A 24,940-nucleotide genomic window follows, 5' to 3' on the forward strand; every position below is an offset into this window, starting at 1 on the left:
TGGTTAATGAACAACGTGAACAGTCTGCACGCCGCGCCAGACCTGCAAGACAAAGACGAATCCATCTTTCAGGCGCTGATGACCGCGATTGTCGAACATCAGCTGCTGCCGGGAAGCAAATTGCCGGAAGAGGCGCTGGCGGAGGTCTTTGGCGTGAGTCGTACGGGCATCCGTAAGGTGCTGCAGCGACTCGCCGCTGTGCAAATGGTCACCTTAACGCCCAAACGTGGTGCACACGTTGCCAGCCCGACGGTCGAAGAGGCCCGGCAGATCTTTCGCACCCGCGCGCTACTGGAGGTCGCCAATCTACCGGACGTGCTGGCGCACTGTCAGCCGCCGCATCTGGCCGCGCTGGCGTCAATCATCCGTCAGGAGCAGCAGGCGCATGAGGCTTACGACGGCCCGGCGGCGATCCGCCACTCCGCAAATTTCCATATTCGGCTGCAGGCCATCTCCGGCAATCAGGTCCTGACGGAGATGGTGACCCGCCTGAGCCAGCGCTCCTCGTTGGTGATTGCCACCTGGGGCGCACCGTGGCGTCAGGGGTGTCTCTGCAATGAACACGAACAGCTTGTGGAGCTGCTGCGTCAGAAAGCGCTGCAACCCCTCAGTGATGCCTTAATGCACCATTTTGAACACATCGTCGCGAGCCTCTGTTTCGAACGGGCAGGTGAATGCCTGCCCGATTTTGCCCGCCTGTTCGCCAGCCACAAGGAGTCGTAATGTCGTCTGTCCGTATACAAGTCATTAATCCCAATACCAGCCTCGCAATGACGGAAACCATCGGCGCGGCCGCCCGCGCGGTGGCTGCACCGGGCACGGAGATCCTCGCGGTCTGCCCCAGTGCAGGTGTGCCCTCAATCGAAGGTCATTTTGATGAGGCCATTGCCGCCGTGGGTGTCCTTGAACAGATCAAAAAAGGCAGAGAGCAGGGGGTGGCGGGTCACGTGATTGCCTGCTTTGGCGATCCGGGGCTGCTGGCCGCGCGCGAGCTGGCGCAAGGGCCGGTTGTCGGCATTGCCGAAGCCGCCATGCATATGGCCACGCTGGTGGCGACGCGCTTTTCCATTGTCACCACGCTGCCGCGCACGCTGATCATTGCCCGTCATCTGCTGCACCAGTATGGCTTTCACGATCGCTGCGCGGCCCTGCACGCGATAGATCTCCCGGTGCTGGCGCTGGAAGATGGCACCGGTCTGGCGCAGGAGAAGGTGCGCGCCCGCTGTATACAGGCCCTGAAAGAGGATGGCTGCGGTGCCATCGTACTGGGCTGTGGCGGGATGGCAACGCTCGCCCAGGAGCTGACGCGCGAGCTGCGCGTGCCGGTGATCGACGGTGTCAGTGCGGCGGTGAAGATGGTGGAATCGCTGGTGGCGCTGGGGCTGTCAACCAGCAAGCACGGGGATCTGGCCTTCCCGGAGAACAAACCGTTAAGCGGACATTTTCAGGCATTGAATCCATTTTAATTTTTGGGGGGGTAGCAATGGTGCTTTTTGAAGAGGATTATCCGCGGGATCTGCGTGGCTACGCAGGCAACCCGCCGCATGCGCAGTGGCCGAATCAGGCACGCATCGCCGTGCAGTTTGTGCTCAATTATGAAGAGGGGGCAGAAAACCACGTCCTGCACGGCGATGCCGGGTCGGAACAGTTTCTCTCGGACATCATTGGAGCGGCCAGCTATCCCGACAAACACATGTCCATGGACTCCCTGTACGAATACGGCAGCCGCGCCGGGTTCTGGCGGATCCACAATGAATTCCAGAAACGCGGCATGCCGCTGACGGTCTTTGGCGTGGCGATGGCGCTGGCGCGTCATCCGGAGATTGTCGCGGCGATCAAGGCGGCGGATTACGACGTGGTTAGCCACGGCTGGCGCTGGATCCACTATCAGAATATGGATATCAACCAGGAGCGGGAACATCTGCAGAAAGCGGTGCACGTGCTGACCGATCTGTTTGGCAAACCGCCTACGGGCTGGTACACCGGGCGCGACAGCCCCAACACGCGCCAGCTGGTGGTTGAGCACGGCGGTTTTGACTACGACAGCGACTACTATGGCGACGACTTACCCTTCTGGACGGAAGTGACCTGCAGCGATGGCAGCCGTAAACCGCACCTGATCGTTCCCTATACGCTGGATGCGAACGACATGCGCTTCGCCACCGCCCAGGGGTTTAATACCGCTGAGCAGTTTTATACTTACCTGAAAGACAGCTTTGACGTGCTGTATGAAGAGGGCGAAAGTGCGCCGAAGATGATGTCCATCGGCATGCACTGCCGTCTGCTGGGGCGTCCGGGACGTTTTCGCGCGCTGCAGCGGTTCCTTGATTATGTGCAGGAGCACGAGCGGGTGTGGGTTTGTACCCGCCAGCAGATTGCTGACCACTGGCGGGACGTGCATCCGTTTCAGAAGTAAGTGTGCCGTGTTTTGCCGGGTGGCGGCTGCGCCTTACCCGGCCTACAGCACCCGCAGGGTATACGGGACATTGCAGGCCCGGTAAGCGCAGCGCCACCGGGCAGGTTTTTCAGCGTTACACCATCACACTCACCTGTGCCGCAACAATGCGCCACCCGTAAGCAAACCGCACCCACGTCTGCTGCTGGCGGCCAATGCGTTCTGTGCCCTCGCGGGTAAATTCGGTGCTGCACACCGCGTAATCTTCTCCGAAGGTGGTGATCACGGTATTGCGCAACGTCCGCTGCAGCCCGGCGGAGGGGCGCGCCGCCCGAAAGGCGCGGATTTCATCAATGCCGTAAAGGTTTTCCCCCGCGCCCAGTCGCACCGTGTTTTTGTCGTGCCAGAACAGCTCATCCAGCACCGCAATGTTGTTGCTCACCAGCGCATCTTCATAGCGATAAAACGCGGCCGTGACGTCCGCCACCACCCAGGGAAGGTTAATGTCGTCGTGATTCATCATTGTGCCATCTCCGCAGGACGAGCATCGGTTATCCCGCTCGCTTCAAGGACCCGCGCCACGCGCAGGCAGGCTTGTTCATTAAACGGCGCTGCGATGAGTTGCAGACCAATCGGTGTCCCCTGGGCGGTGCGTAGCGGAACGGTGGTGACGGGTAAACCCAGAAATGAAATCGGCTGCGTCAGCATCCCCATGCTGGCGCGCACCGGCAGTGGCTCACCGTTAATCTCCATGGTCTGCTCGCCAATCGTCGTGGCGCTGCGCGGCGTTGCCGGGGCGATCAGCACGTCGGCCTGCTCAAACAGCGCTTTACAGGCCTGTCGGGCGTGGGCGCGAAAACGCTGGGCCTGAATATACCAGGCGGAAGGGATCATCGCCCCAGCCAGCAGGCGTTCGCGGGAGTGTGGTTCAAAACGCTCCGGTTCACGGCGAAGTGACGGCAGGTACTGGTTCCCCCCTTCGGAGGCGCTGATGATAAACGCGGCAGAGCGGGACAGCGCGGCTTCAGGAAACTGCAGCTCCTCCTGGACGTCAAGAGCACGTGCCGCGCGCGCGACGGCTTCCCGGGCGTCGTCGTTACACCACGTGCTGAAATAGCCCCCGAGGACGGCGCAGCGCAAACCATCCAGACCGCGATCGAGCAAAGGCCGCGTCTGCTCGCGGGAGGACTCTGCCTGAAAAGGGTCGCTGGTGTCTCGTCCCTGTAGCGCATCGTACACGGACGCCAGATCGCACACCCGGCGGGCAAACGGCCCGATATGATCGAGACTGGCGACAAACGGGTGGCTGCCGGAGCGTGACAGGCGGCCAAAGGTTGGTTTTAAGCCGTAAATTCCGCACAGGGACGCCGGGACGCGAATCGACCCGTTGGTGTCGGTACCCAGTGAAAAATGGACCAGCCCGGCGGCGACGGCGGCGGCAGAGCCACCGGAGGAGCCGCCTGCAATGCGCGTCAGATCGTGCGGATTACGCGTGGCGCCGTAGTGGCTGTTTTCCGTGGTAAAGCCGTAGGCATAGGCATCCATATTGACCATCCCGGACAACAGTCCTCCCGCGCTGCGTAGCTGGCGAACCGCAAAGCTGTCTGCGCTGGCAGCGGAACGCTGGCTGAACAGCTCGGCTCCGGCGAGGGTGGTGTGCCCGGCCACATCAAACAGGTTTTTTACCGCGTAAGGCACGCCCGCCAGCGGCGGCAGGGGGCGCTTTTCCCGGCGCAGGGTGTCGATATTTTCTGCCTCGGCCAGCATCCGCGCTTCGGTAACCGCCGTCCAGGCGTTGATCTGCGGGTTGATGCGCGCAATATCTTCCAGCGTCTGACGGGCGATCTCGCGGGCGCTTAACTCGCCTGCACTCAGCGCCTGCTGGATCGCGCTGATACTCATCTCGTGTAGCCTCATGCTTTGTATACTCCTGCGATCTCCAGACGGTCATCAAGCGGCAGCACCATCAGCGGGGCGGCCATGGCGGCAATGCGGCTAAACTGCTGCTGAAGCTCCGCGCGGCGGGCGTCATCCAGCTCAATGCCCAGCACGGCCTCCATCTGCGCCAGGTAGGCATGCCAGTCAGGTTGTTGTGTTGTCATGGTTTTCTCCTCAGTATCCGGCGGCGCCGCCGTTGCTGCGCGGGTCGAACGCGCCTTCAAACAGCCCGTTCGGGTGGCGGACAATCGCGCCCGCGTGGCCCATGGCTTCGCTAAAGTCCGGGAAGATCTCCACCTCGTGACCCAGCGCCTGCAGGCGTGCGATCGTTTCAGGGGAAAACCGACCTTCCACCTTTAAGGTGTCTGAGCTTTGTCCCCAGGTGCGCCCCAGCAGCCAGCGCGGACGGGAGATGCTCTCCTGCAGCGGCAGACCCTGCACCACATAGCGGGTAAAGAGCGTGGCCTGAGTTTGCGGCTGGCCGTCACCGCCCATGGAGCCGTAGACCATCACCCGTCCGTCGTTCAGACGCGCCGCGGCCGGGTTCAGGGTATGGAACGGCTGTTTGCCCGGCGCGAGAGCCAGAAGATGTGCGGGATCGAGGCTGAACGACGCCCCCCGGTTCTGCCAGACGATACCCGTATCCGGGAGCACTACGCCGCTGCCGAACTCGTGATAAATGCTCTGGATAAACGACACGGCCAGGCCGCTGTTATCCATTACCCCCATCCACACCGTATCGCCAGGGCCTTTGCCGGTGCCCCACGGCGCGGCATGGTTATCGTCAACCCGGTCGGCGAGCGCCTGAAGCGCCGCAGGATCCAGCAGGCTCTGGATATCGGTTTTCAGCTCGCGCGGGTCGGTGATGTGGGCATCGCGCAGGCCAAAGGCCAGTTTGGTGGCTTCCACAATGCGGTGCACTGTCCCGGCGTCGTCGGCATCGGCCATCGCCAGACGGTCGGTGATGCCGAGGATCGCCAGCGAGACCAGCCCCTGCGTCGGTGGGGCGAGGTTCCAGACCTCACCCTGCTGATGCGCTAATTTCAGCGGCGTGGTGCGCCGGGCGACATGCGCGTTCAAATCCGCCAGCGTAATGGGCAGGCCGAGCGTCTCCATCGCACGGGCCAGACGCGCCGCCAGCGGACCACGATAAAAACTCTCCAGACCCTCTTCGGCAAGTTGCGTCAGCGTGGAGGCCAGCGCCGGTTGATAAAACCGGCTGCCGACCTCCGGTGGTTTGCCGTCAACCAGCCAGGTTTCTGCAAAGCCGGGCAGGTCTTTCAGTTCGTCGAATTTACTGGCGGTGGCAGTGGCCTGCGAGGCCGTGACCGGCGTGCCATTGCGGGCATAGTCAATGGCATCTGCCAGCAGGCGCGTCAGCGGCAGGGCGTTGCCTGTCAGCGCGTGTGAGACCTTAAGCGCCTCCGCCCAGCCACTGACGGTACCCGCCACGGTCAGCGCCGCACGGGGGCCGCGGTGGGGGATGTGCGCCAGATCGCCATAGGCGGCAAGCGTCGCCAGCGATCCCGCCGCGCCGCTGGCATCGATGGCAATCGGTTCGCCGCCGGGGGGCACGATAAGCCAGAAGCCATCACCGCCCAGGCCATTCATATGGGGATAGACCACGGCAATGGTGGCCGCTGCCGCGACCATCGCTTCAATCGCGCTACCGCCATCGCGCAGCATAGACAGCGCGCTCTGGCTGGCAAGATGATGGGGGGCAACCGCCATTCCGTGTACGGAGACATTACTTTGCATGAACAGTCCTCATAACCCTGAAAGTCACAAGGCGCTGCAAAAGCTGTTCCAGGTATGAAAGAAAAGTTTCATGTCATCCCGGCTGATAAGCTGGCATGCTTAATGAATAGAGAGCAAGAGATGAAACAAACGTTACAGAGGCGTTATGGAACAGCTTGATGAACGACTGAAAGCACAATACGCGTCACTGTCGCCGCAGGAGCAGCGGGTGGCGGATTTTATTTTCGATCACTTCGACGACCTGATCAGCTACAACAGCGCCGAGCTGGCGCAGCTGAGCGGGGTGTCGAAAGCCACGGTGAGTCGCCTGTTTAAGCGTCTGGGCTATGAGAAGTATAAAGACATGCGCGATGAGCTGCGTACCCTGCGCCAGAGCGGTATGCCGCTGACGGACAACCGCGACGCGGTGCAGGGCAATACGCTGCTGGCGCGTCACTATAAGCAGGAGATGGCTAATCTGACCCAGTGGGTGAATGCCCTGGATGCCCGGCAGTTTGCCGACGCGATGGCGTGCATGGTAAAGGCACGGCGCATTGTCATTATCGGGATGCGTAACGCCTATCCCGCGGCGCTGCACCTGCGTCAGCAGCTGTTGCAGGCGCGCGGGCAGGTGCTGGTGTTGCCGCAGCCCGGGCAGAGCCTGAGTGAAGAGCTGGTGGATCTCACCCCCGACGATCTGGTGGTGATGATGGCCTTTCGTCGCCGCCCGCGCATCATCCGCCCGCTGCTGCAGCAGCTTCAGGGCAGTGGTATTCCGGTGCTGCTGATGTGCGAGCCGCAGGCGCACAGCCTGTTTCCGCTGGCGAGCTGGCAGCTCTGCGCTCCGCTGGACAGCGTCTCAGCCTATGACAGCTACGCCTCGGTCAACAGTCTGATCAACCTGCTGGCAAACGCCTTCCTGCATGAAATCCTCGATAAAGGCCGTCCGCGCATTCATGAGATCGCCACCCTGTATCAGCACCTGGACGAGCTCGAACAACGATAATGGGGCATCGGTGTGGTGCTTTGCATTGAAATGGTGCAGTGAGGCGGGGCGAAAAAGAGACAGCTTTTTCGCCCCGCCTTTGTTTTATCAGGCTTTACAACAAAATCCCGCGTTTCGCTTTATCTGGCACATTAGTTGCAAAATCCAATTCAAAGAATCTTTTGTTTCATGTTAACGTTACGGGGAAGCACCATGAAAAAATTGTTGATTGCACTGGCCGGGGCCGTTTGTCTCTTCACTAACCTGCCGGCAAAGGCGGACCAGCTTCAAAATATTGAAAAACGCGGCACCATTCGCATTGCCGTGCCGCAGGATTTCCCGCCGTTTGGCTCGGTCGGAACCGATCTGCAGCCGCAGGGCTATGACATTGATATGGCGCGTTATCTGGCCAAACAGATGAAGGTCAAGCTGCAACTGGTCCCGGTGACCAGCGCCAACCGCGTGCCGTATCTGCAAACCGACAAAGTTGACCTTGTCATTTCAAGCCTCGGTAAGAATGCGGAACGTGAAAAGGTGATCGATTTCAGCCGCGCCTATGCGCCGTTCTTCCTCGGGGTGTTTGGCCCGAAAGGCGCAGAGCTGAAAGATGCCGCCGCCCTGAGCGGTAAAACCATCGGCGTGACGCGTGGCGCGGTCGAGGACATGGTGCTGACCAGCCTGGCGCCGAAAGACGCAGACGTAAAACGCTATGAGGACAACAACACCACGCTGTCGGCGTATCTGTCCGGACAGGTACAGTATGTGGCCACCGGCAACCTCGTGGTGGCGGCCATCTCGCGCCAGAACGCGGAGAAAGCTCCGGTGCCGAGCTTTATGCTGAAAGATTCACCGTGCTTTATCGGGCTGAAGAAAAATGAACCAGCGCTGAAGGCGAAAGTGGATGCGCTGATTGAACAGGGTATTAAAGACGGCACCCTGAACGGCTTCTCTGAGCAGTGGCTCAAGGCGCCGCTGCCGGCAAGCCTTGGCGTGTAAGGCAATGACAGAGCAACTCCATTTCTCTGAGCTCTGGCCGCACTGGCCGGCGCTGCTGGCCGGGCTGTGGGTCACCATCCAGTTGACGGTGATGGCGACCCTGGGCGGTCTGGCGATTGGTATTTTCGGGGCGGCTATTCGCAGCGGGCGGGCGACGTGGTTTAGCCGGATCTGGGGCGGTTACGTGGAGATTATCCGTAACACGCCGTTTGTGGTGCAGCTGTTTTTTATCGTCTTTGGCCTGCCCAATATGGGGCTGAAGATGACGGCGGGTGAGGCGGCACTGCTGGCGATGGTGATCAATCTGGGCGCGTACAGCACGGAGATTGTCCGGGCGGGCATTCAGGTGACACCCAAAGGGCAGTGGGAGGCCGGACGCGTGCTGGGGCTGACCCGCACCCAGACCTTCATTCGCGTGGTGTTACCGCCTGCGCTACAGCGTATTTATCCGGCGCTGGTGAGCCAGTGCATTATCGTGATGCTCGGCTCGTCGGTGGTGTCGCAGGTCTCGTATGAAGAGCTGACCTTTGCCGCCAACCTGATCCAGTCCAGAACGTTTCTGAGCTTTGAGGTTTATCTGGTGACAACCGGGATTTACTTAGCGCTGTCGATTACCCTGCGTCAGCTGATGATGGCGGCAGGACGCAAATGGCTGGGGGTGCAGGCATGATGACCACCTTTACCGACTGGGACATTATTCGCAACCTGCTGCTGGCCGGGCGCTGGACGATACTGCTGTCGCTGGTGGCGTTTGTCGGCGGCGCGGTGGTGACCCTGCCGCTGCTGCTGCTGCGTCTCACTGGCGGGCGAATGATCATGCGCCTGATCCGCGGCTATATCGAACTGTTTCAGGGTACACCGCTGCTGATGCAGCTATTTCTGGCGTTCTTCGGCGTGGCGCTGTTCGGCATCGATGTCTCGCCATGGACCGCCGCATCGCTGGCCCTCACGTTCTACACCAGCGCGTTTTTGCTTGATATCTGGTTTGGCAGCATTCGCGCGCTGCCCAAAGGGCAGTGGGAAGCGTCGCGCTGTCTGGGGCTGACCTTTGGCCAGACGCTTTATCGGGTGGTCGCGCCGCAGGCGTTGCGGATTGCGATTGCGCCGACGGTCGGTTTTGCCGTCCAGGTGATTAAGGGCACGGCGCTGGCGTCAATCATCGGCTTTATCGAGCTGACCAAAGCCGGGACGATGCTCACCAATGTCACTTATCAACCGTTTAAGGTCTTTGCGCTGGTGGCGCTGGGCTACTTCATTCTGTGTTATCCGCTGTCGCGTTACAGCCGTTATCTGGAGACGAAATTCAATGCCTCTCATCACCATTAATCAGGTGCAGAAGTACTACGGCGATAACCATGTCCTGAAGGGGGTCGATCTCGATATCGACATGGGCCAGGTGATTTCGATTATCGGGCGCAGCGGATCCGGCAAAAGCACCCTGCTGCGCTGCATCAACGGTCTGGAAGGGTATCAGGACGGCAGCATCAAGCTTGGCGGCATGACCATCACCGACCGGGATTCCCAGGCGCGTGAAATCAGCCGCTCGGTCGGGATGGTGTTCCAGAACTTTAACCTGTTCCCGCACATGACGGCGCTGGAAAACGTAATGCTCGCCCCGCGTCGGGTGCTGAAGAAAAGCGCCGCCGAATGCCGGGCGCTGGCACAGCAGATGCTGGAGAAAGTCGGCCTCGGCGATCGTCTGGATTACTACCCGTCGAGTCTCTCCGGCGGCCAGCAGCAGCGCGTGGCGATTGCCCGTGCGCTGGCGATGTCGCCAAAAGTCTTACTTTGTGACGAGATCACCTCCGCGCTCGACCCGGAACTGGTGGGCGAAGTGCTTAAGGTGCTGGAGCAGCTGGCAGCAGAAGGGATGACCCTTATTCTCGTGACCCATGAAATGAATTTTGCCCGCGAAGTGGGCGACCGCGTGGTGTTTATGCACCAGGGGAAAGTCTGGGAGCAGGGCGACAGCAAAACGCTTTTCGCCAACCCGCAGACCACCGAACTGAAGCAGTTCATCTCCTCCGTGCGCGGCCTCAACTGATAAGGACTTAACAATGGATATCGCTCAATTTCCGCAACTTAATCCGCCGCAGCGTCTGCTGATGGGGCCGGGGCCGATCAATGCCGATCCGCGCGTGCTGCGCGCCATGTCGAGCCAGCTGATTGGTCAGTACGACCCGGCGATGACCCACTACATGAACGAAGTAATGGCGCTCTATCGCGGGGTGTTCCGCACCGAAAACCGCTGGACGATGCTGGTGGACGGCACCTCCCGCGCGGGCATTGAGGCGATTCTGGTGTCGGCCATTCGCCCGGGCGATAAAGTGCTGGTGCTGGTGTTTGGCCGCTTCGGCCATCTGCTGTGCGAAATCGCCCGCCGCTGCCGGGCGGAAGTGCATACCATCGAGGTGCCGTGGGGCGAGGTGTTTACCCCGGATCAGGTGGAGGATGCCATCAAACGTATTCGTCCCCGTCTGCTGCTGACCGTGCAGGGGGATACCTCCACCACCATGCTGCAGCCGCTGGCCGAGCTCGGCGCGATTTGCCGCCGTTATGACGTGCTGTTTTACACCGACGCCACCGCGTCGCTGGGGGGGAACGCGCTGGAAACCGATGCCTGGGGGCTGGATGCCGTCTCCGCTGGCATGCAGAAATGCCTTGGCGGTCCGTCCGGCACGTCACCGATCACCCTGAGCCCACGCATGGAAGAGGCGATCCGCCGCCGCAAATGCGTCGAGGAGGGGATCCGCACCGACGCCCATCGCGACGGCGACGAGGAGATGATCTACTCCAACTATTTCGATCTCGGCATGGTGATGGATTACTGGGGGCCGGAGCGGCTGAACCATCACACTGAAGCCACCACCGCGCTGTTTGGCGCCCGCGAATGCGCGCGGCTGATCCTCCAGGAAGGGCTGGACAACGGCATCGCCCGGCACAAGCTGCACGGCGATGCGCTGCTGAAAGGCATTCAGGCGATGGGGCTGGAGACCTTTGGCGATCTGAAGCACAAGATGAACAACGTGCTGGGCGTGGTGATCCCGCAGGGCGTTAACGGCGATCAGGTGCGTAAGCTGATGCTGGAAGATTTCGGTATCGAAATTGGCACCTCGTTTGGCCCGCTGCACGGCAAGGTATGGCGCATTGGCACCATGGGTTATAACGCCCGTAAAGACTGCGTGATGACCACCCTGAGCGCGCTGGAGTCGGTGCTGAACTACCTGAAATTCACCACCCCCCAGGGGGCGGCGATGCAGGCCGCGTGGGATCATTATCGCCGCGAGACGTCACAATGAGCCCGGCGGCAGAGCGGGTGATGGCCCGTGCCGATGCGCTGGCCGCCATCAGCGAAACCCCGGAAGGCCTGACGCGGGTTTATCTTTCCACGCAGCATCTGCAGGCCAACCAGCTGGTCGGGCAGTGGATGAGCCAGGCGGGCATGACCGTCTGGCAGGACAGCGTCGGGAATATTTGCGGGCGCTATGAGGCGCAGCTGGAGGGTGCACCGGCGATATTGCTTGGTTCGCATCTGGATACCGTGCGCAATGCCGGGCGCTACGACGGCATGCTTGGCGTGCTCACCGCCATTGAAGTGGTGGACAGTCTGCATCAGCAGGGCGTGCGCCTGGCGCAGGGTATCGAGATTGTTGGCTTCTGCGACGAAGAGGGAACCCGCTTCGGCATCACGCTGTTAGGCAGTCGCGGCCTGACTGGCACCTGGCCGGAGAATTGGCTTGATACCTGTGATGCCAGTGGCATAAGCGTGGCGCAGGCGATGGTGCAGGCGGGGCTGGATCCCGCACGGGTAGCGCTTGCCGCGCGGCATCAGGACGATTTCAGCGCCTGTCTGGAGCTGCATATTGAACAGGGGCCGTGTCTGGAGCAGGAGGGGCTGGCGCTGGGGGTAGTAGAAGCCATTAACGGTGCGCGGCGTCTGAACTGTCTCTTTACCGGCGAAGCCGGGCATGCCGGTACCGTGCCGATGGCTCACCGCAAAGATGCCCTGGCCGCAGCTGCCGAATGGATGGTGCAGGTTGAAAACACCACCCGACAGCGCGGCGGCAATCTGGTTGCCACGGTGGGGGCGTTACGCTGCCTGCCCGGCGCGGTCAATGTGATTCCCGGCGAGGTGGCGCTCTCGCTGGATATTCGCGGCCCGCAGGATGCCCCGTTGGACGCATTGCTCACTGAACTGCTCATTCAGGCGGAAGAGATCGCAGCCCGGCGTGGGCTCAGTTTCAGCGCCGAGGAGTTTTACCGGATCGCCGCCACGCCGTGCGATGCCAGGCTGCAATCGTTGTTAGGGGAGGCCGTGACATCGGTTCAGGGCTGCACGCTATCGCTGCCGAGCGGTGCCGGGCACGACACCATTGCGCTGGCAGAACGCTGGCCGGTGGGGATGTTGTTTGTGCGCTGCAAGGGGGGCATCAGCCACCATCCGGCGGAGTCGGTGATGGCTGAGGATGTCGCGCTGGCGATTGAGGCGTTTGGGCGGGCGGTGAGAGCGCTGGCTGACGGTGGCGCGCGTTAAGCCACCGAACGCACCGCATCTTCGATATCAGCGCTCACCCGTACATCCTGGTCGTCAAAAACCATGCAGTGATGGTCGTCAAACGCCACGTCTATCTTCTGCCAGGGCGCGAACTTCACGTCGCCCGGCAGCAAGATCTTCACGTTGTCATGGCCATAGCATTGCCCAAACAGGTAAGTATTGTTTCCCAGTCGCTCCACCACTTCACAGTTAAATTCCAGCCGCGTGCCGCGGTGAAGGTCGGTGGTTAAATGTTCCGGGCGGATGCCCAGCGTGACCTGACTTCCCGGCTGCAGCGGTGTGGTGGTTATCGCGAGCGTGAGCGACTTCTGTTGCGATAGCCTGACGGTAAGCTTACCTGGCTGCCAGGCTTCAACGGTCGCCGGCAGAAAGTTCATCTTCGGAGAACCGATAAACCCGGCGACAAACTTATTTGCCGGTTTGTAATAGAGATCCATCGGGGCGCCCATCTGCTCAACCTTGCCATAGTTCATGACCACGATCTTGTCGGCCAGGGTCATCGCTTCGATCTGGTCGTGCGTGACATACACCATGGTGGTTTTCAGCTCCTGATGCAGGCGGGCAAGGTGCAGACGCATCTCGACGCGCAGTTCGGCGTCCAGGTTAGAGAGCGGTTCATCAAACATAAAGACGCGCGGGTTACGCACGATGGCGCGGCCTATTGCCACGCGCTGGCGCTGCCCGCCCGAAAGCTGTTTAGGTTTGCGGTCCAGCAGGTGGGAGAGCTGCAGCGTTTTTGCCACCATCTCCACCTGGTGACGGATCTGTTCTTTTGGGACCTTATTCACTTTCAGCCCGTAGCCCATGTTTTCGGCGACCGTCATGTGCGGATAGAGCGCGTAGGACTGAAACACCATGGCCACGCCGCGGTGGGAAGGCGCGACGTCATTCATGACCTCATTACCGATTAAGACTTCACCTTCGCTAATCTCCTCCAGACCGGCAATCATGCGCAGCATGGTCGATTTACCGCAGCCGGAAGGGCCAACAAAGACGGCGAATTCCCCGTCTTCAATTTCAAGATTCACGTTGTGCAAGGTGACGGTGTCGCCAAAGCGCTTGGTGACATTCCTTAACTGTATGTTTGACATCAGTGTTCCCCGAGTAAACCGCTGTCTATGTTTTACGTATAACAATCAGGTTCAACATAGCTGGACGGTGCAATTTGTCTGTATTGACTATAACTTCCAGTATTCATGCGCCCTATACAGATTTTCCATTAATGTTATGACGATCACACAACTTACAGTTTTTTGTAGAGTTATCATGATGTGAAGGGTAGCGTATACCAAATCAAAGATATTTGACGTCATACGTGCAGCATCTGATTTTGCTGAATTTTAGATGAGGCAGATAAGGCGTTAAATGTCATAACAACCATAAAATTGTTATACCTTCACATGAGGTTTGTAATGAAAAAGAACCTACTTGCCGCTCTGATCCTCTCTACGCTCTCGGTGCAGGTACATGCCACCACGCAGCTTAACGTCTGGGAAGACATCAAGAAGTCATCCGGTATAAAAGAGGCGGTGGCTGACTTTGAAAAACAGTACGACGTTAAGGTCAACGTCCAGGAAACCCCTTACGCCCAACAGCTGGAAAAACTGCGTCTGGATGGCCCGGCGGGCATTGGCCCGGACGTGCTGGTGATCCCTAACGATCAGCTGGGCGGCGCCGTAGTGCAAGGGTTGCTGACCCCCCTGAATCTGGAGGCTAAGCAGACCGAACAGTACACCCCGGCCTCAATCAATGCCTTCAAAATGGATAATGCCCTCTACGGCGTACCGAAAGCGGTCGAGACGCTGGTGCTGATTTACAACAAAGACCTCATCGACAAGCCCCTCAATTCGCTGCAGGACTGGTATGACTTTTCGAAACAGCAGCGCGCGAAAAACCAGTACGGCCTGCTCGCCAAGTTCGACCAGATTTACTACAGCTGGGGGGCAATTTCTCCGATGGGCGGCTACATCTTCGGTCATAACGACAAGGGCGGCTATAACGCCAGCGACGTTGGCCTGAACAAGCCGGGCGCGGTAGAGGCCGTGACGTACCTTAAAAAATTCTACGCCGACGGGATCTTCCCGGCCGGGATAGTCGGTGACAACGGTCTGAACGCCATTGACTCCCTGTTCACCGAGAAGAAAGCGGCAGCCGTGATCAATGGGCCGTGGGCATTCCAGCCGTATGAAGCGGCAGGGATCAACTACGGCGTTGCGCCGCTGCCAACGCTGCCCGACGGCAAGCCTATGAGTTCTTTCCTTGGCGTGAAAGGCTACGTTGTCTCCACGTGGAGCAAAGACAAAGCCCTGGCGCAGAAATTTATCGAATTCATCAACCAGCCGCAGTATGTGAAAACGCGCTACATCGCCACGCGTGAAATCCCGCCGATTACCGCGATGATCGACGATCCGATTATCAAAAACGACGAAAAAGCGAGTGCCGTCGCGGTACAGTCGGCGCGCGCAACTGCCATGCCGGGCATCCCTGAAATGGGTGAAGTCTGGGGGCCAGCCAACGCCGCGCTGGAGTTGAGCCTGACCGGCAAACAGGATCCTAAAGCCGCGCTGGATAGCGCAGAAAAACAGGTCCAGATGCAGATCGAAGCCATGCAGGCCAGCAACCAGTAATTTTCTGCCGTCGCAAAACGGGAGGACTCTCTCCCGTTTTTTTGAAAGGAGTTGTCTGTGAGTATCATCCCGGAAAATTTTGCCAGACCGCACGGGGCCGGGCGCCATGCCTGGACCGGCCTGCTGCTGGCGTTCATCCCCGGCTTCGGCCAGTTCTACCATCGTCAGTGGCTGAAAGGGATCATCTTCCTGGTACTGCTGGTCAGTTTTCTCGGCGTATTTGCCGATTTTCTGCGCGAAGGGCTATGGGGGCTGGTGACGCTGGGCGAGGAGGTGCCGCGGGACAACTCCATCTTCCTGCTGGCTGAGGGGATCATCAGCGTGCTGATCGCCGCGTTTGGCGTGATGGTCTGGTACCTGTCGATGCGTGATGCGTGGGTGAATGGCAGAAAACGCGATGCGGGACTTACGCTTAACAGCGTGCGCAAGCAGTACCAGATGTTGCTGAGCGACGGCTTCCCGTATCTGATGATCACGCCCGGCTTTATCCTGCTGGTGTTTGTAGTGGTTTTCCCGATCCTGTTCGGCTTTGCCATCGCCTTTACCAACTACAACCTCTATCACACGCCGCCGGCTAAGCTGGTGGACTGGGTTGGGTTTAAGAACTTCATCAATATCTTCACGCTCTCCATCTGGCGTTCGACCTTCTTCGACGTGCTGCAGTGGACGGTGGTCTGGACCCTGCTCGCTACCACGCTGCAATGTTCGGTAGGCGTGCTGCTGGCTATTCTGGTGAACCAGAAAGATCTGCGCTTTAAGCCGCTGATCCGCACCATCTTCATTCTGCCCTGGGCGGTGCCGGGCTTTGTCACCATCCTGGTGTTTGCCGGAATGTTTAACGACTCCTTTGGGGTGATCAACAACGCCATTCTGGCCTTCTTCGGCATCGCGCCAAAAGCGTGGATGACCGATCCGTTCTGGACCAAAACGGCGCTGATTATGATGCAGACCTGGCTCGGCTTCCCGTTTGTTTTCGCCATGACCACCGGCGTGCTGCAGGCCATTCCGGACGATCTGTACGAAGCGGCGACCATGGACGGCGCCAGCAGCGCGACTAAGTTGCGTACCATCACGCTGCCGCTGGTGCTTTACTCGATTGCGCCGATTCTGATCACTCAATACACCTTCAACTTCAATAATTTCAACATCATCTACCTGTTTAATAACGGCGGACCGGCGGTGGTAGGGTCGAATGTGGGTGGGACGGATATCCTGGTGTCGTGGATCTACAAACTGACGATGTCCTCTTCGCAATATGCGATTGCGGCGACCATCACTATCCTGCTGTCGATCTTTGTCGTCGGGCTGGCGCTGTGGCAGTTCCGCGCCACGAAATCGTTCAAAAATGACGACATGGCGTAAGGAACGTAACAATGGCTCAATCACAAAGTATTAAACGTGAGAAGTGGGTTCGCCTCTCGCTCTCCTGGCTGGTTATCGTGCTGGTCTCGATAATCATCATTTACCCGCTGGTGTGGACGGTCGGTGCGTCGTTTAACGCGGGTAATAGCCTGCTGAGCTCGTCGATTATTCCAGAGAACTTCTCGGTACAGCACTATGCCGACCTGTTCAACGGCCAGGTGAACTACATGACCTGGTACTGGAACTCAATGAAAATCAGCTTCCTGACCATGGTACTGACCTTAATCAGCGTCAGCTTTACCGCCTACGCGTTTTCGCGCTTTCGCTTTAAGGGGCGCCAGAACGGTCTGATGCTGTTCCTGCTGCTGCAGATGATCCCCCAGTTCTCGGCGCTGATTGCCATCTTCGTGCTGTCGCAGTTGCTGGGCCTTATCAATAGTCATCTGGCGCTGGTGCTGATCTACGTGGGCGGCATGATCCCGATGAACACTTACCTGATGAAAGGCTACCTCGATGCCATCCCGAAAGATCTGGATGAATCCGCGCGCATGGACGGGGCCAGTAATTTCCGGATATTCATCGAAATTATCATGCCGCTTTCGAAGCCGATTGTGGCGGTGGTGGCGCTGTTCTCCTTCACCGGGCCGCTGGGGGATTTCATCCTCTCCAGCACCATTTTGCGCACCCCGGACAAATACACCTTACCCATCGGGCTTTATAACCTGGTGGCGCAAAAAATGGGTGCCAGCTACACCACCTACGCGGCAGGCGCGGTCCTGATTGCGGTGCCGGTGGCGATCCTCTACCTGGCGTTACAAAAATACTTCGTCTCCGGCCTGACCTCCGGGAGTACCAAAGGATAACCATGAAAAGACTCAAACCCGCTTTGCTCGCCGTTTGCCTCTCATGTGGCCTTGCCGCGAGTGCTTTTGCTGCCGACGCGGTGAAAACGCGTCCGTTTAACGCCATGCCTGCAGATTTTATTAAGGGGGCGGATATTTCGACCCTACTGGAAGCCGAACAACACGGCGCGAAATTCTATAACCAGAACGGCCAGCAGCAGGATGCGATTGCGATCCTGAAGGCCAACGGCGTGAACTATGTACGCCTGCGCCTGTGGGTTGATCCACAGGATGCGAGCGGCAAGACCTATGGCGGTGGCAGTAACAACCTGGAAAACACGATTGCGCTGGCGAAGCGCGTGAAGGCGCAGGGCCTGAAGCTGCTGCTCGATTTCCACTACAGCGATTTCTGGACCGATCCGGGCAAACAGTTCAAGCCGAAAGCCTGGGAGAAGATGGACTACCCGCAGCTTAAAACGGCGATCCATGACTACACCCGCGACACCATCGCCCGCTTTAAGCAAGAGGGCGTACTGCCGGACATGGTGCAAATCGGTAACGAAATCAACGGCGGCATGCTGTGGCCGGAAGGCAAAAGCTGGGGGCAGGGCGGCGGCGAGTTTGACCGTCTGGCCGGACTGCTCAACGCCGCGATTGGCGGGCTAAAAGAGAATCTGACCGGCGGCGAGCAGGTGAAAATCATGCTGCACCTGGCCGAAGGCACTAAAAATGACACCTTCCGCTGGTGGTTTGACGAAATCGCGAAGCGCGGCGTGCCATTCGATATCATCGGCCTGTCAATGTACACCTACTGGAACGGCCCGATTAGCGCGCTGAAGGCCAATATGGATGACATCAGCAGGCGCTATAACAAAGACGTGATTGTGGTGGAAGCGGCATACGGCTATACGCTGGACAACTGCGATAACGCTGAGAACAGCTTCCAGGCGAAAGAAGAAAAAGACGGCGGCTATCCGGGTACCGTTCAGGGCCAGTACGATTATATTCACGATTTAATGCAGTCCGTTATTGATGTTCCGGACCACCGTGGCAAAGGCATCTTTTATTGGGAGCCGACATGGATTGCCGTACCGGGCACCACGTGGGCGACCAAAGCCGGCATGAAATATATCCATGACGAATGGAAAGAGGGGAATGCCCGCGAGAATCAGGCGTTATTTGATTGCCAGGGAAAAGTGCTGCCATCAATAACGGTATTTAAATAATTTTTATCTTCATTCAGGACGTTTTTAATATGAATAAATTTGCGCCTTTAAGCCCAAAGGTCGCGGCGTTATTGCATGGCGCCGACTATAACCCGGAGCAATGGGAGAATTATCCCGGTATTATTGAAAAAGATATTGCCATGATGCAGCAGGCAAAATGTAATGTGATGTCGGTGGGCATATTTAGCTGGGCAAAGCTGGAGCCGCGTGAAGGGGAATATGATTTTGCGTGGCTGGATAATATTATTGAAAAACTGTATGCGGCAGGTATTCATATTTTCCTTGCTACGCCAAGCGGCGCGCGTCCGGCGTGGATGTCGCAAAAATACCCTGAGGTGCTGCGCGTCGGGCGCAACCGCGTGCCCGCGCTGCACGGAGGCCGGCATAACCACTGCATGTCATCGCCAGTGTACCGTGAGAAGACATTCACCATTAACCGCCTGCTGGCGGAGCGTTATTCACACCATCCGGCGGTGCTGGGCTGGCATATCTCTAATGAATACGGCGGCGAATGTCACTGTCACCTGTGTCAGGCACGTTTTCGCGACTGGCTGAAGGCGCGCTATAAAACCCTGGACGCGCTGAACCACGCGTGGTGGAGCACCTTCTGGAGCCACACCTACACCGACTGGTCGCAGATAGAGTCCCCTGCGCCGCAGGGAGAAGTGTCGATTCACGGCCTCAACCTCGACTGGCGTCGCTTCAATACCGCACAGGTGACCGATTTCTGCCGCCATGAAGTGGCCCCGCTAAAAGTAGCGAATGCGGAACTGCCGGTAACCACCAATTTTATGGAGTATTTCTACGACTACGACTACTGGCAGCTTGCGAAGGCGATCGACTTTATCTCCTGGGACAGCTATCCGATGTGGCACAAGGAGAAAGACGAAACGGCGCTCGCCTGCTACACCGCCATGTATCACGACATGATGCGTAGCCTGAAGGGCGGTAAGCCCTTCGTGCTGATGGAGTCGACGCCGAGCACCACCAACTGGCAGCCAACCAGCAAGCTGAAAAAGCCGGGGATGCATATTCTCTCGTCGATGCAGGCGGTGGCGCACGGAGCGGATTCGGTGCAGTACTTCCAGTGGCGTAAAAGCCGCGGGTCGGTGGAGAAATTCCACGGCGCGGTTATCGACCACGTGGGTCATCTGGATACCCGCGTCGGGCGTGAAGTGACGCGCCTGGGCGAGATGTTGGCACGCCTGCCGGAGGTCGCAGGTTGCCGTACCGAGGCCCGGGTGGCGATTGTCTTCGACCAGCAAAACCGCTGGGCGCTGGATGATGCCGAAGGTCCGCGCAATATGGGAATGGAGTACGAAAAAACCGTCAACGAGCACTATCGTCCGTTCTGGGAAAAAGGCATTGCGGTGGATGTCATTGACGCTGACGGCGATCTGAGCGACTACGCGCTGGTGGTGGCCCCCATGCTTTATATGGTACGCGAAGGGTTTGCCGAGCGTGCAGAAGCCTTTGTGGCTAATGGCGGGCATCTGGTGACGACCTACTGGACCGGCGTGGTGGATGAGACCGATCTCTGTCATCTGGGCGGTTTCCCTGGCCCGCTGCGCAAGCTTCTGGGCATCTGGGCGGAAGAAATCGAGTGCCTGGGCGAGGGGGAGCGCAACCTGATTCAGGGGCTGGCAGGCAACGCGGCAGGTTTGCAGGGGCCGTATCAGGTGCGACATTTATGCGAGCTGATCCACGCTGAGTCCGCACAGGTGCTGGCGACCTACCGCGATGATTTCTACGCAGGTCGCCCTGCGGTAACGGTCAACCGCGTCGGTAAAGGCAAGGCGTGGCATGTCGCTTCACGTAACGATCTGCCGTTCCTGCGCGATTTCTTCGCCGGGATTATCAACGAGCTGGCACTACCGCGCGCCATCGAGGGTGAGCTCCCGCCGGGCGTGGTTGCCACGGCACGCACGGATGGCGAAACCACCTGGGTGTTTGTGCAGAACTACACGGCACAGCAGCAGTACATCACGCTGCCACAGGGGTATACCGACTGCATGACAGACGCCGCTGCTGCGGGCGATACCGCTCTGCTGCCCTGGGACTGTCGTGTGCTCAGGCGTAAAGCGTAATTGATTTTCTCCCTCTCCCTGTGGGAGAGGGCTGGGGTGAGGGCATCAGACCGCACCGTCCGGGCAAAAAGGCACAGAACGCCTGCTCCACGAGCAGGCATTTTTTTATCTGCATATAATGAGGCGTATTATGGACAGTCAAATTACCCAGCGTTTAATTCCCGCGTTTGGCGGCGACGATAATATCGAACACGTCGAAGCCTGTATTACCCGCCTGCGCGTGACGGTAAAAGATTTAAATAAAGTTGACTCTGAGGCGTTACAGAATGAAGGGGCGCTGGGGGTAATTATTATTGGCCAGCAGGTGCATGCCATATTTGGCAGGCAGTCTGATGCCTTACGTCAGTTATTAGATGAACATTTTAATCAATAAATAAAAAAAGGGATAGCCAAAATAATGGCTATCCCGAAACAGGCGAATAAACTGCCAGTTGTTGGAGATACAATAACGATTAACGCATTTTAGAAATAAATATTACCACCAGGCTTCAACCTGCACGCCGAAGTTCCAGATATTACTGGCGGTGCCGTCTTCGAAGGATTTCCCATGTTCGGAATCATTCAGGTAGGAGGCAAACACCCGTAGCTCGGGACGTGACATAAAATCAGGTCCGTCCGCCAGACCTAAGGCGATCGTGTACTTCTCACCGCTCTGCTTGTAGTTTGAACCGTCGGTATAGGTATCTTTCTGGTAGAACCCGCCCACTTCACCAATCAGACGCACATATTCGGTGAACTGATACTGCGCGCGGCCCACCAGCGAAATCAGGCGCGATTTATCGGTATACTGCGTGGTGTCATCCGCCGAGCCCCAGGTCAGGACGTGGTTAAAGGAGAGCTTATCGGTAATGGGAATTAAGCCGGTATTAATCACGCGGTAGCCGCTGGCATCGTTCACATAGTTCCACATGTCGTACCAGCCGCCCCCCTGGGAAACCATGTTCTGCGCCAGACCTTTGTTGGCATACTGCAGCACCAGCTTGTTATAGCCACCCAGCATATCCTGGCTGATCTCTCCGGTTACCATCACGCCGTTGTCGGCCTCGTACAGCCCGCCATACTCTTTCTGTTTGTTGGTCGGGTTTGGCATGGCATAGTCAATACCCACTTCCGTCCACGCGCCTGCCCACGGTTTCCAGCCCGCATAGCGGAGATCGATATAGTTGATGTTCACGTCGTTATCACCGTCAACGCGGTAGTCCACGTCGTTGGCATCGCCGCGGATCCAGGCCACAGAGACCGCGCCAGGGCCGAGCGTATAGTTCTCAATACCTGCACCGGATCCCGAGATGTTCCAGTATTTGGTGTCAATGATGTGCAGATCATGACGCTGGTAATAGCGCTTCCCACCCCAGATAACCGCATTCGGATCGCCCGGGAGCAACCCCTTGATCTGCAGGTTAAGCTGGCGCAGGCCAAACTGAGCGTCGTCGCCAAAGGTGGTTTCGTTATCGTTAGAGCCGTCAGACACCATGCTCACCATGCTGTCGAGATAAAAGCTCACGTCGTTCTTTTTGTAGACCTCAGAGCCCAGTTCCAGCTCGCCGTAGGTATCGGCTTCGTTACCCAGACGGCCTATTTTATTCTTCTGCCACTCCTCCATCCCACCATCCCGTGAGACGCCCACGCCGGAGCGAAGATAGCCATGAAAATCAATCGGTACTGAAGACGCAGCAAACAGCGATGGAGACGCTAACGCGGCAGCCAGCGCAACGGATACAGAGCGGATCGTCGTGTTCATTGTTACCCTCTTATTGTTTTGTAATACGTTCACAAATCCGCTGTCATAAAATGCCTAAACCTTCTGGCTGGCAATTGAACGATCCTAAATGTGTGATTAACTGCAAATAAAATAGACAATTTTGTTACGAGTGATGAGCTGTGCCACAAATTATGGCATTGTGAAACGTAATACTTTTTGATGGTGTTATGTCTGCGAGGAGAGGGCAGTGAGCGTTTTTTTACAGCGCCCCTGTTACAATCATCGCATAACAACATAAGGAACCGGACCATGAAGTCGAAAAGCGCAACGTTAGAGGACGTCGCACGCCATGCAGGCGTCTCCTATCAGACCGTGTCCAGGGTACTGAATAAATCTGCCAATGTATCCGAGGCCACGCGCCACAAGGTTGAGAAATCCATAGAGTTATTGCGGTATGTGCCGAATCGCCTGGCCCAGCAACTGGTAGGCAAGCAGAGCCAGACCGTCGGGCTGGTGACCATTTCACTGGCTTTGCACGCGCCTTCTCAGGTGGCGGCAGCGGTAAAACGCTATGCGAACGTGGAGGGATACCAGGTACTGATCTCGATGATAGATGAGAACGTCAACCAAAGTATTCAGGACTCTATCAACGAACTGAAGTCCCAGCTGGTGAGCAAGGTGATCATTAACGTGCCTCTGGAGGCCGAAGAGGCGCAGAAAATCGCCACCGACAACGACGATATCGTCTGTCTTTTCCTGGATGTCGACCCGTACAGTTCTGTGTTTAACGTTTCGTTTAACCCGGCGGATGGGACCCGCGCCAGCGTTAAATACCTTTACGAGCTGGGCCATCGCGACATCGCCCTGCTGGCGGGGCCGGAGTCCTCTGTGTCGGCACAGTTGAGGCTAAAAAGCTGGATCGAAACCCTGAAGGGTTACGGGCTGGAGCCCGCTTCGGTGATCCGCGGCAACTGGGATGCGCAGAGCGGGTATGCCGGTGCGCTGCAGATGTTGCGCGAAACGCCGCAGTTTTCCGCCGTACTGGTGGCCAACGACCAGATGGCGCTGGGCGTACTGAGCGCCTTCCACCAGCAGCAGATTTCCATTCCGGGCGAGAAGTCGGTGATTGGCTACGATGATACCTACGAAAGCTCGTTCTTCTACCCGGCGCTGACGACGGTCTCACTGGATTTAGATCTGCAGGGCAAAGAGGCGGTGCGCCGCATTCTGGACAGCGGCGAAGAGAGTGCCCTGCGCATGTCCTCGATTTTACCTGCCCGTCTGGTGGTGCGACAGTCCACCGGGCCGAAAGGGGAGAAGGGAAAAAACCTCCAGGCGCTGGCCCAGCAGCTGCGCGAGATTGCGCATCAACTGGGTGATGTGTAGCGGAGTGAGCACCTCAATCACAGGAAAGAGGTGCTCGTAAGATTACTCCAGCCCCAGCGTATACTGGGCGATTTTGAAGTAGATAATCAGCCCGGTACCGTCGATAAGCGTCGCGATAAACGGCGCGGAGACGACGGCCGGGTCAATGCCGTAGCGCTTGAGTACCATGGGAATAACGGACGAGACTATGGCGCTCCACAGCGTAATGCACACCAGCGTCAGGCTGACGATAAGGGTAATTTCCAGCCCAATCCCCATCATCCATGCGCGGATGCACCCGGCAATACCGAGCGTGACGGCAATCATCAGTGAGGTGGTCATCTCTTTGCAAAGTACGCGACCAACATCGCGCAGATGCACTTCACCCAGCGCCATGGCGCGCACCAGCGTGGAGGTGATCTGCGTTCCGCTGTTCCCGCCGGTGCCAATCAGCAGCGGGATAAAAAACGCCAGCGCAATGGCGGACTCCAGCGCCTCTTCAAAGTGCTGGATCACCGAGCTGGTGTAGGCTTCCGCGACAAACAGCAGCAGCAGCCAGACGGAGCGTTTTTTCCACAGGCTGAAGGCGCTGGTCTCCAGATAGGGCTTTTCCAGCGGCAGCGTTGCCCCCTGGCGCTGGGCATCTTCGGTGACATCGTCTTCCAGCAGGTGAGCCATTTCGCGCTCGGTGAGGCAGCCAACCAGCTTGCCGTGGGTGACAACAGGCACCACATCCGCACCGCTGTGAGCCAGCAGTCCGGCGACATCGGCCCGCTCATCTTCCGGTTTGACCTGCAGAAATTGCGACAGCATCAGCGATTTTACCGGCTGTACGGTATCGGTGGTTTGCAGCAATTTGCGTACCGCAATCATGCCTGCCAGGCGACCCTGATCTTCAATGAAAATATGCGACGGAATATCATCGTCTTTTAATTTTTCGAAAAACTGCTCGCGCGCCAGCGCCACGCATAATGAAATATCGAGGACGATAAAATCGGTATTCATATATTGCGCGATAGCGCTGTCATTGAATACCGGGTTCTGGTTGTGAATAGCGTAAGACATAGTGAATTCCCTTTGAATAAAAAATCTCTCAGGGGCGAGCAAGACAGGGCATGTCGAA

At 58.1% G+C, this 24,940-nt stretch carries 23 protein-coding genes and 1 pseudogene; 17 read left to right on the forward strand and 7 right to left on the reverse strand.

Annotated elements, in window-relative coordinates; genetic code table 11:
• Positions 1-6 precede the first annotated feature (6 nt).
• From PUZ33_RS08260 to puuE, 3 genes and pseudogenes are all read left to right on the forward strand, one after another.
• Positions 7-723, forward strand: a complete 717-nt coding sequence (locus PUZ33_RS08260) for a GntR family transcriptional regulator (RefSeq protein WP_058680341.1) — start codon at positions 7-9, stop codon at positions 721-723.
• A pseudogene (gene hpxA / locus PUZ33_RS08265) lies at positions 723-1,599 on the forward strand (allantoin racemase). Before PUZ33_RS08260 ends, hpxA begins: the two are co-directional and overlap by 1 nt.
• On the forward strand, positions 1,517-2,416 hold the full coding sequence (gene puuE / locus PUZ33_RS08270; RefSeq protein WP_376739894.1) for an allantoinase PuuE: 900 nt from the start codon (positions 1,517-1,519) through the stop codon (positions 2,414-2,416). The pseudogene hpxA and the gene puuE overlap by 83 nt, the downstream one beginning before the upstream one ends.
• Positions 2,417-2,531: 115 nt before the next feature.
• Here the strand turns inward: puuE and hpxZ are convergent, their stop codons facing one another.
• From hpxZ to hpxW, 4 genes are read right to left on the reverse strand one after another with little or no spacing between them, the layout of a single operon-like run.
• Positions 2,532-2,918: an oxalurate catabolism protein HpxZ gene (hpxZ, locus tag PUZ33_RS08275; protein ID WP_047024024.1), complete on the reverse strand. Its 387-nt coding sequence runs from the start codon at positions 2,916-2,918 to the stop codon at positions 2,532-2,534.
• A complete protein-coding gene (locus PUZ33_RS08280; protein ID WP_058680344.1) occupies positions 2,915-4,312 on the reverse strand; it encodes an AtzE family amidohydrolase in 1,398 nt (465 codons plus the stop codon). Before PUZ33_RS08280 ends, hpxZ begins: the two co-directional genes overlap by 4 nt.
• The gene (gene hpxX, locus PUZ33_RS08285) at positions 4,309-4,497 is read right to left on the reverse strand and encodes an oxalurate catabolism protein HpxX (protein ID WP_058680345.1); all 189 of its coding nucleotides are present in this window, start codon (positions 4,495-4,497) and stop codon (positions 4,309-4,311) included. Before hpxX ends, PUZ33_RS08280 begins: the two co-directional genes overlap by 4 nt.
• Positions 4,498-4,507: 10 nt before the next feature.
• The gene (gene hpxW, locus PUZ33_RS08290) at positions 4,508-6,091 is read right to left on the reverse strand and encodes an oxamate amidohydrolase (protein WP_058680346.1); all 1,584 of its coding nucleotides are present in this window, start codon (positions 6,089-6,091) and stop codon (positions 4,508-4,510) included.
• Positions 6,092-6,236: 145 nt separating this feature from the next.
• On the opposite strand from hpxW, the gene hpxU reads away from it, so the two are divergent.
• The 7 genes from hpxU (at position 6,237) to hpxK (ending at position 12,585) form a co-directional block, all read left to right on the forward strand.
• Positions 6,237-7,076, forward strand: a complete 840-nt coding sequence (gene hpxU, locus PUZ33_RS08295) for a MurR/RpiR family transcriptional regulator HpxU (RefSeq protein ID WP_014831361.1) — start codon at positions 6,237-6,239, stop codon at positions 7,074-7,076.
• 192 nt (positions 7,077-7,268) lie between these two features.
• Positions 7,269-8,051, forward strand: a complete 783-nt coding sequence (locus PUZ33_RS08300; RefSeq protein WP_023620992.1) for a transporter substrate-binding domain-containing protein — start codon at positions 7,269-7,271, stop codon at positions 8,049-8,051.
• Positions 8,052-8,055: 4 nt separating this feature from the next.
• On the forward strand, positions 8,056-8,721 hold the full coding sequence (locus PUZ33_RS08305) for an amino acid ABC transporter permease (RefSeq protein WP_020689665.1): 666 nt from the start codon (positions 8,056-8,058) through the stop codon (positions 8,719-8,721).
• Positions 8,721-9,377, forward strand: a complete 657-nt coding sequence (locus PUZ33_RS08310; protein ID WP_020689664.1) for an amino acid ABC transporter permease — start codon at positions 8,721-8,723, stop codon at positions 9,375-9,377. Before PUZ33_RS08305 ends, PUZ33_RS08310 begins: the two co-directional genes overlap by 1 nt.
• Positions 9,358-10,095, forward strand: coding sequence for an amino acid ABC transporter ATP-binding protein (locus tag PUZ33_RS08315; protein ID WP_013097221.1), 738 nt, complete (start codon positions 9,358-9,360; stop codon positions 10,093-10,095). Before PUZ33_RS08310 ends, PUZ33_RS08315 begins: the two co-directional genes overlap by 20 nt.
• A 13-nt stretch (positions 10,096-10,108) precedes the next feature.
• Entirely contained in the window at positions 10,109-11,350 is a 1,242-nt protein-coding gene (locus PUZ33_RS08320; protein WP_058680347.1) for a pyridoxal-phosphate-dependent aminotransferase family protein, read from the forward strand.
• Positions 11,347-12,585 carry an allantoate amidohydrolase gene (gene hpxK, locus PUZ33_RS08325; protein WP_058680348.1) on the forward strand — a complete coding sequence of 413 codons (1,239 nt, stop codon included), beginning with the start codon at positions 11,347-11,349 and terminating at the stop codon, positions 12,583-12,585. The genes PUZ33_RS08320 and hpxK overlap by 4 nt, the downstream gene beginning before the upstream one ends.
• Here the strand turns inward: hpxK and PUZ33_RS08330 are convergent.
• Complete coding sequence (locus PUZ33_RS08330) at positions 12,582-13,697, reverse strand: ABC transporter ATP-binding protein (protein ID WP_029883249.1); 1,116 nt, start codon at positions 13,695-13,697, stop codon at positions 12,582-12,584. The two genes, hpxK and PUZ33_RS08330, sit on opposite strands and share 4 nt — an antisense overlap.
• Before the next feature lie 321 nt (positions 13,698-14,018).
• On the opposite strand from PUZ33_RS08330, the gene PUZ33_RS08335 reads away from it, so the two are divergent.
• From PUZ33_RS08335 to PUZ33_RS08360, 6 genes are all read left to right on the forward strand, one after another.
• Entirely contained in the window at positions 14,019-15,233 is a 1,215-nt protein-coding gene (locus PUZ33_RS08335) for an extracellular solute-binding protein (protein ID WP_058680349.1), read from the forward strand.
• A 57-nt stretch (positions 15,234-15,290) separates the two neighbouring features.
• Positions 15,291-16,595 (forward strand): carbohydrate ABC transporter permease, encoded by a 1,305-nt coding sequence (locus tag PUZ33_RS08340; protein WP_058680350.1) that lies wholly within the window; start codon positions 15,291-15,293, stop codon positions 16,593-16,595.
• 11 nt (positions 16,596-16,606) lie between these two features.
• Complete coding sequence (locus PUZ33_RS08345) at positions 16,607-17,458, forward strand: sugar ABC transporter permease (RefSeq protein WP_013097215.1); 852 nt, start codon at positions 16,607-16,609, stop codon at positions 17,456-17,458.
• 2 nt (positions 17,459-17,460) lie between these two features.
• Positions 17,461-18,663: a glycoside hydrolase family 53 protein gene (locus PUZ33_RS08350; protein WP_013097214.1), complete on the forward strand. Its 1,203-nt coding sequence runs from the start codon at positions 17,461-17,463 to the stop codon at positions 18,661-18,663.
• A gap of 29 nt (positions 18,664-18,692) precedes the next feature.
• Positions 18,693-20,750: a beta-galactosidase gene (locus tag PUZ33_RS08355; protein ID WP_058680351.1), complete on the forward strand. Its 2,058-nt coding sequence runs from the start codon at positions 18,693-18,695 to the stop codon at positions 20,748-20,750.
• A gap of 130 nt (positions 20,751-20,880) precedes the next feature.
• Positions 20,881-21,123: a PTS transporter subunit EIIB gene (locus PUZ33_RS08360; RefSeq protein ID WP_013097212.1), complete on the forward strand. Its 243-nt coding sequence runs from the start codon at positions 20,881-20,883 to the stop codon at positions 21,121-21,123.
• 102 nt (positions 21,124-21,225) lie between these two features.
• Here the strand turns inward: PUZ33_RS08360 and PUZ33_RS08365 are convergent, their stop codons facing one another.
• Positions 21,226-22,491, reverse strand: coding sequence for a maltoporin (locus tag PUZ33_RS08365; RefSeq protein ID WP_058680352.1), 1,266 nt, complete (start codon positions 22,489-22,491; stop codon positions 21,226-21,228).
• A 270-nt stretch (positions 22,492-22,761) separates the two neighbouring features.
• Between PUZ33_RS08365 and PUZ33_RS08370 the strand changes: the two genes are divergently transcribed.
• Positions 22,762-23,838, forward strand: coding sequence for a LacI family DNA-binding transcriptional regulator (locus PUZ33_RS08370; RefSeq protein WP_038419069.1), 1,077 nt, complete (start codon positions 22,762-22,764; stop codon positions 23,836-23,838).
• 42 nt (positions 23,839-23,880) lie between these two features.
• Here the strand turns inward: PUZ33_RS08370 and PUZ33_RS08375 are convergent, their stop codons facing one another.
• Complete coding sequence (locus PUZ33_RS08375; RefSeq protein WP_045295767.1) at positions 23,881-24,882, reverse strand: magnesium transporter; 1,002 nt, start codon at positions 24,880-24,882, stop codon at positions 23,881-23,883.
• Between the last annotated feature and the right edge of the window lie 58 nt (positions 24,883-24,940).

It is taken from the genome of Enterobacter cloacae complex sp. 2022EL-00981, from assembly GCF_028737495.1.
Classification (GTDB): Bacteria; Pseudomonadota; Gammaproteobacteria; order Enterobacterales; family Enterobacteriaceae; genus Enterobacter; species Enterobacter cloacae.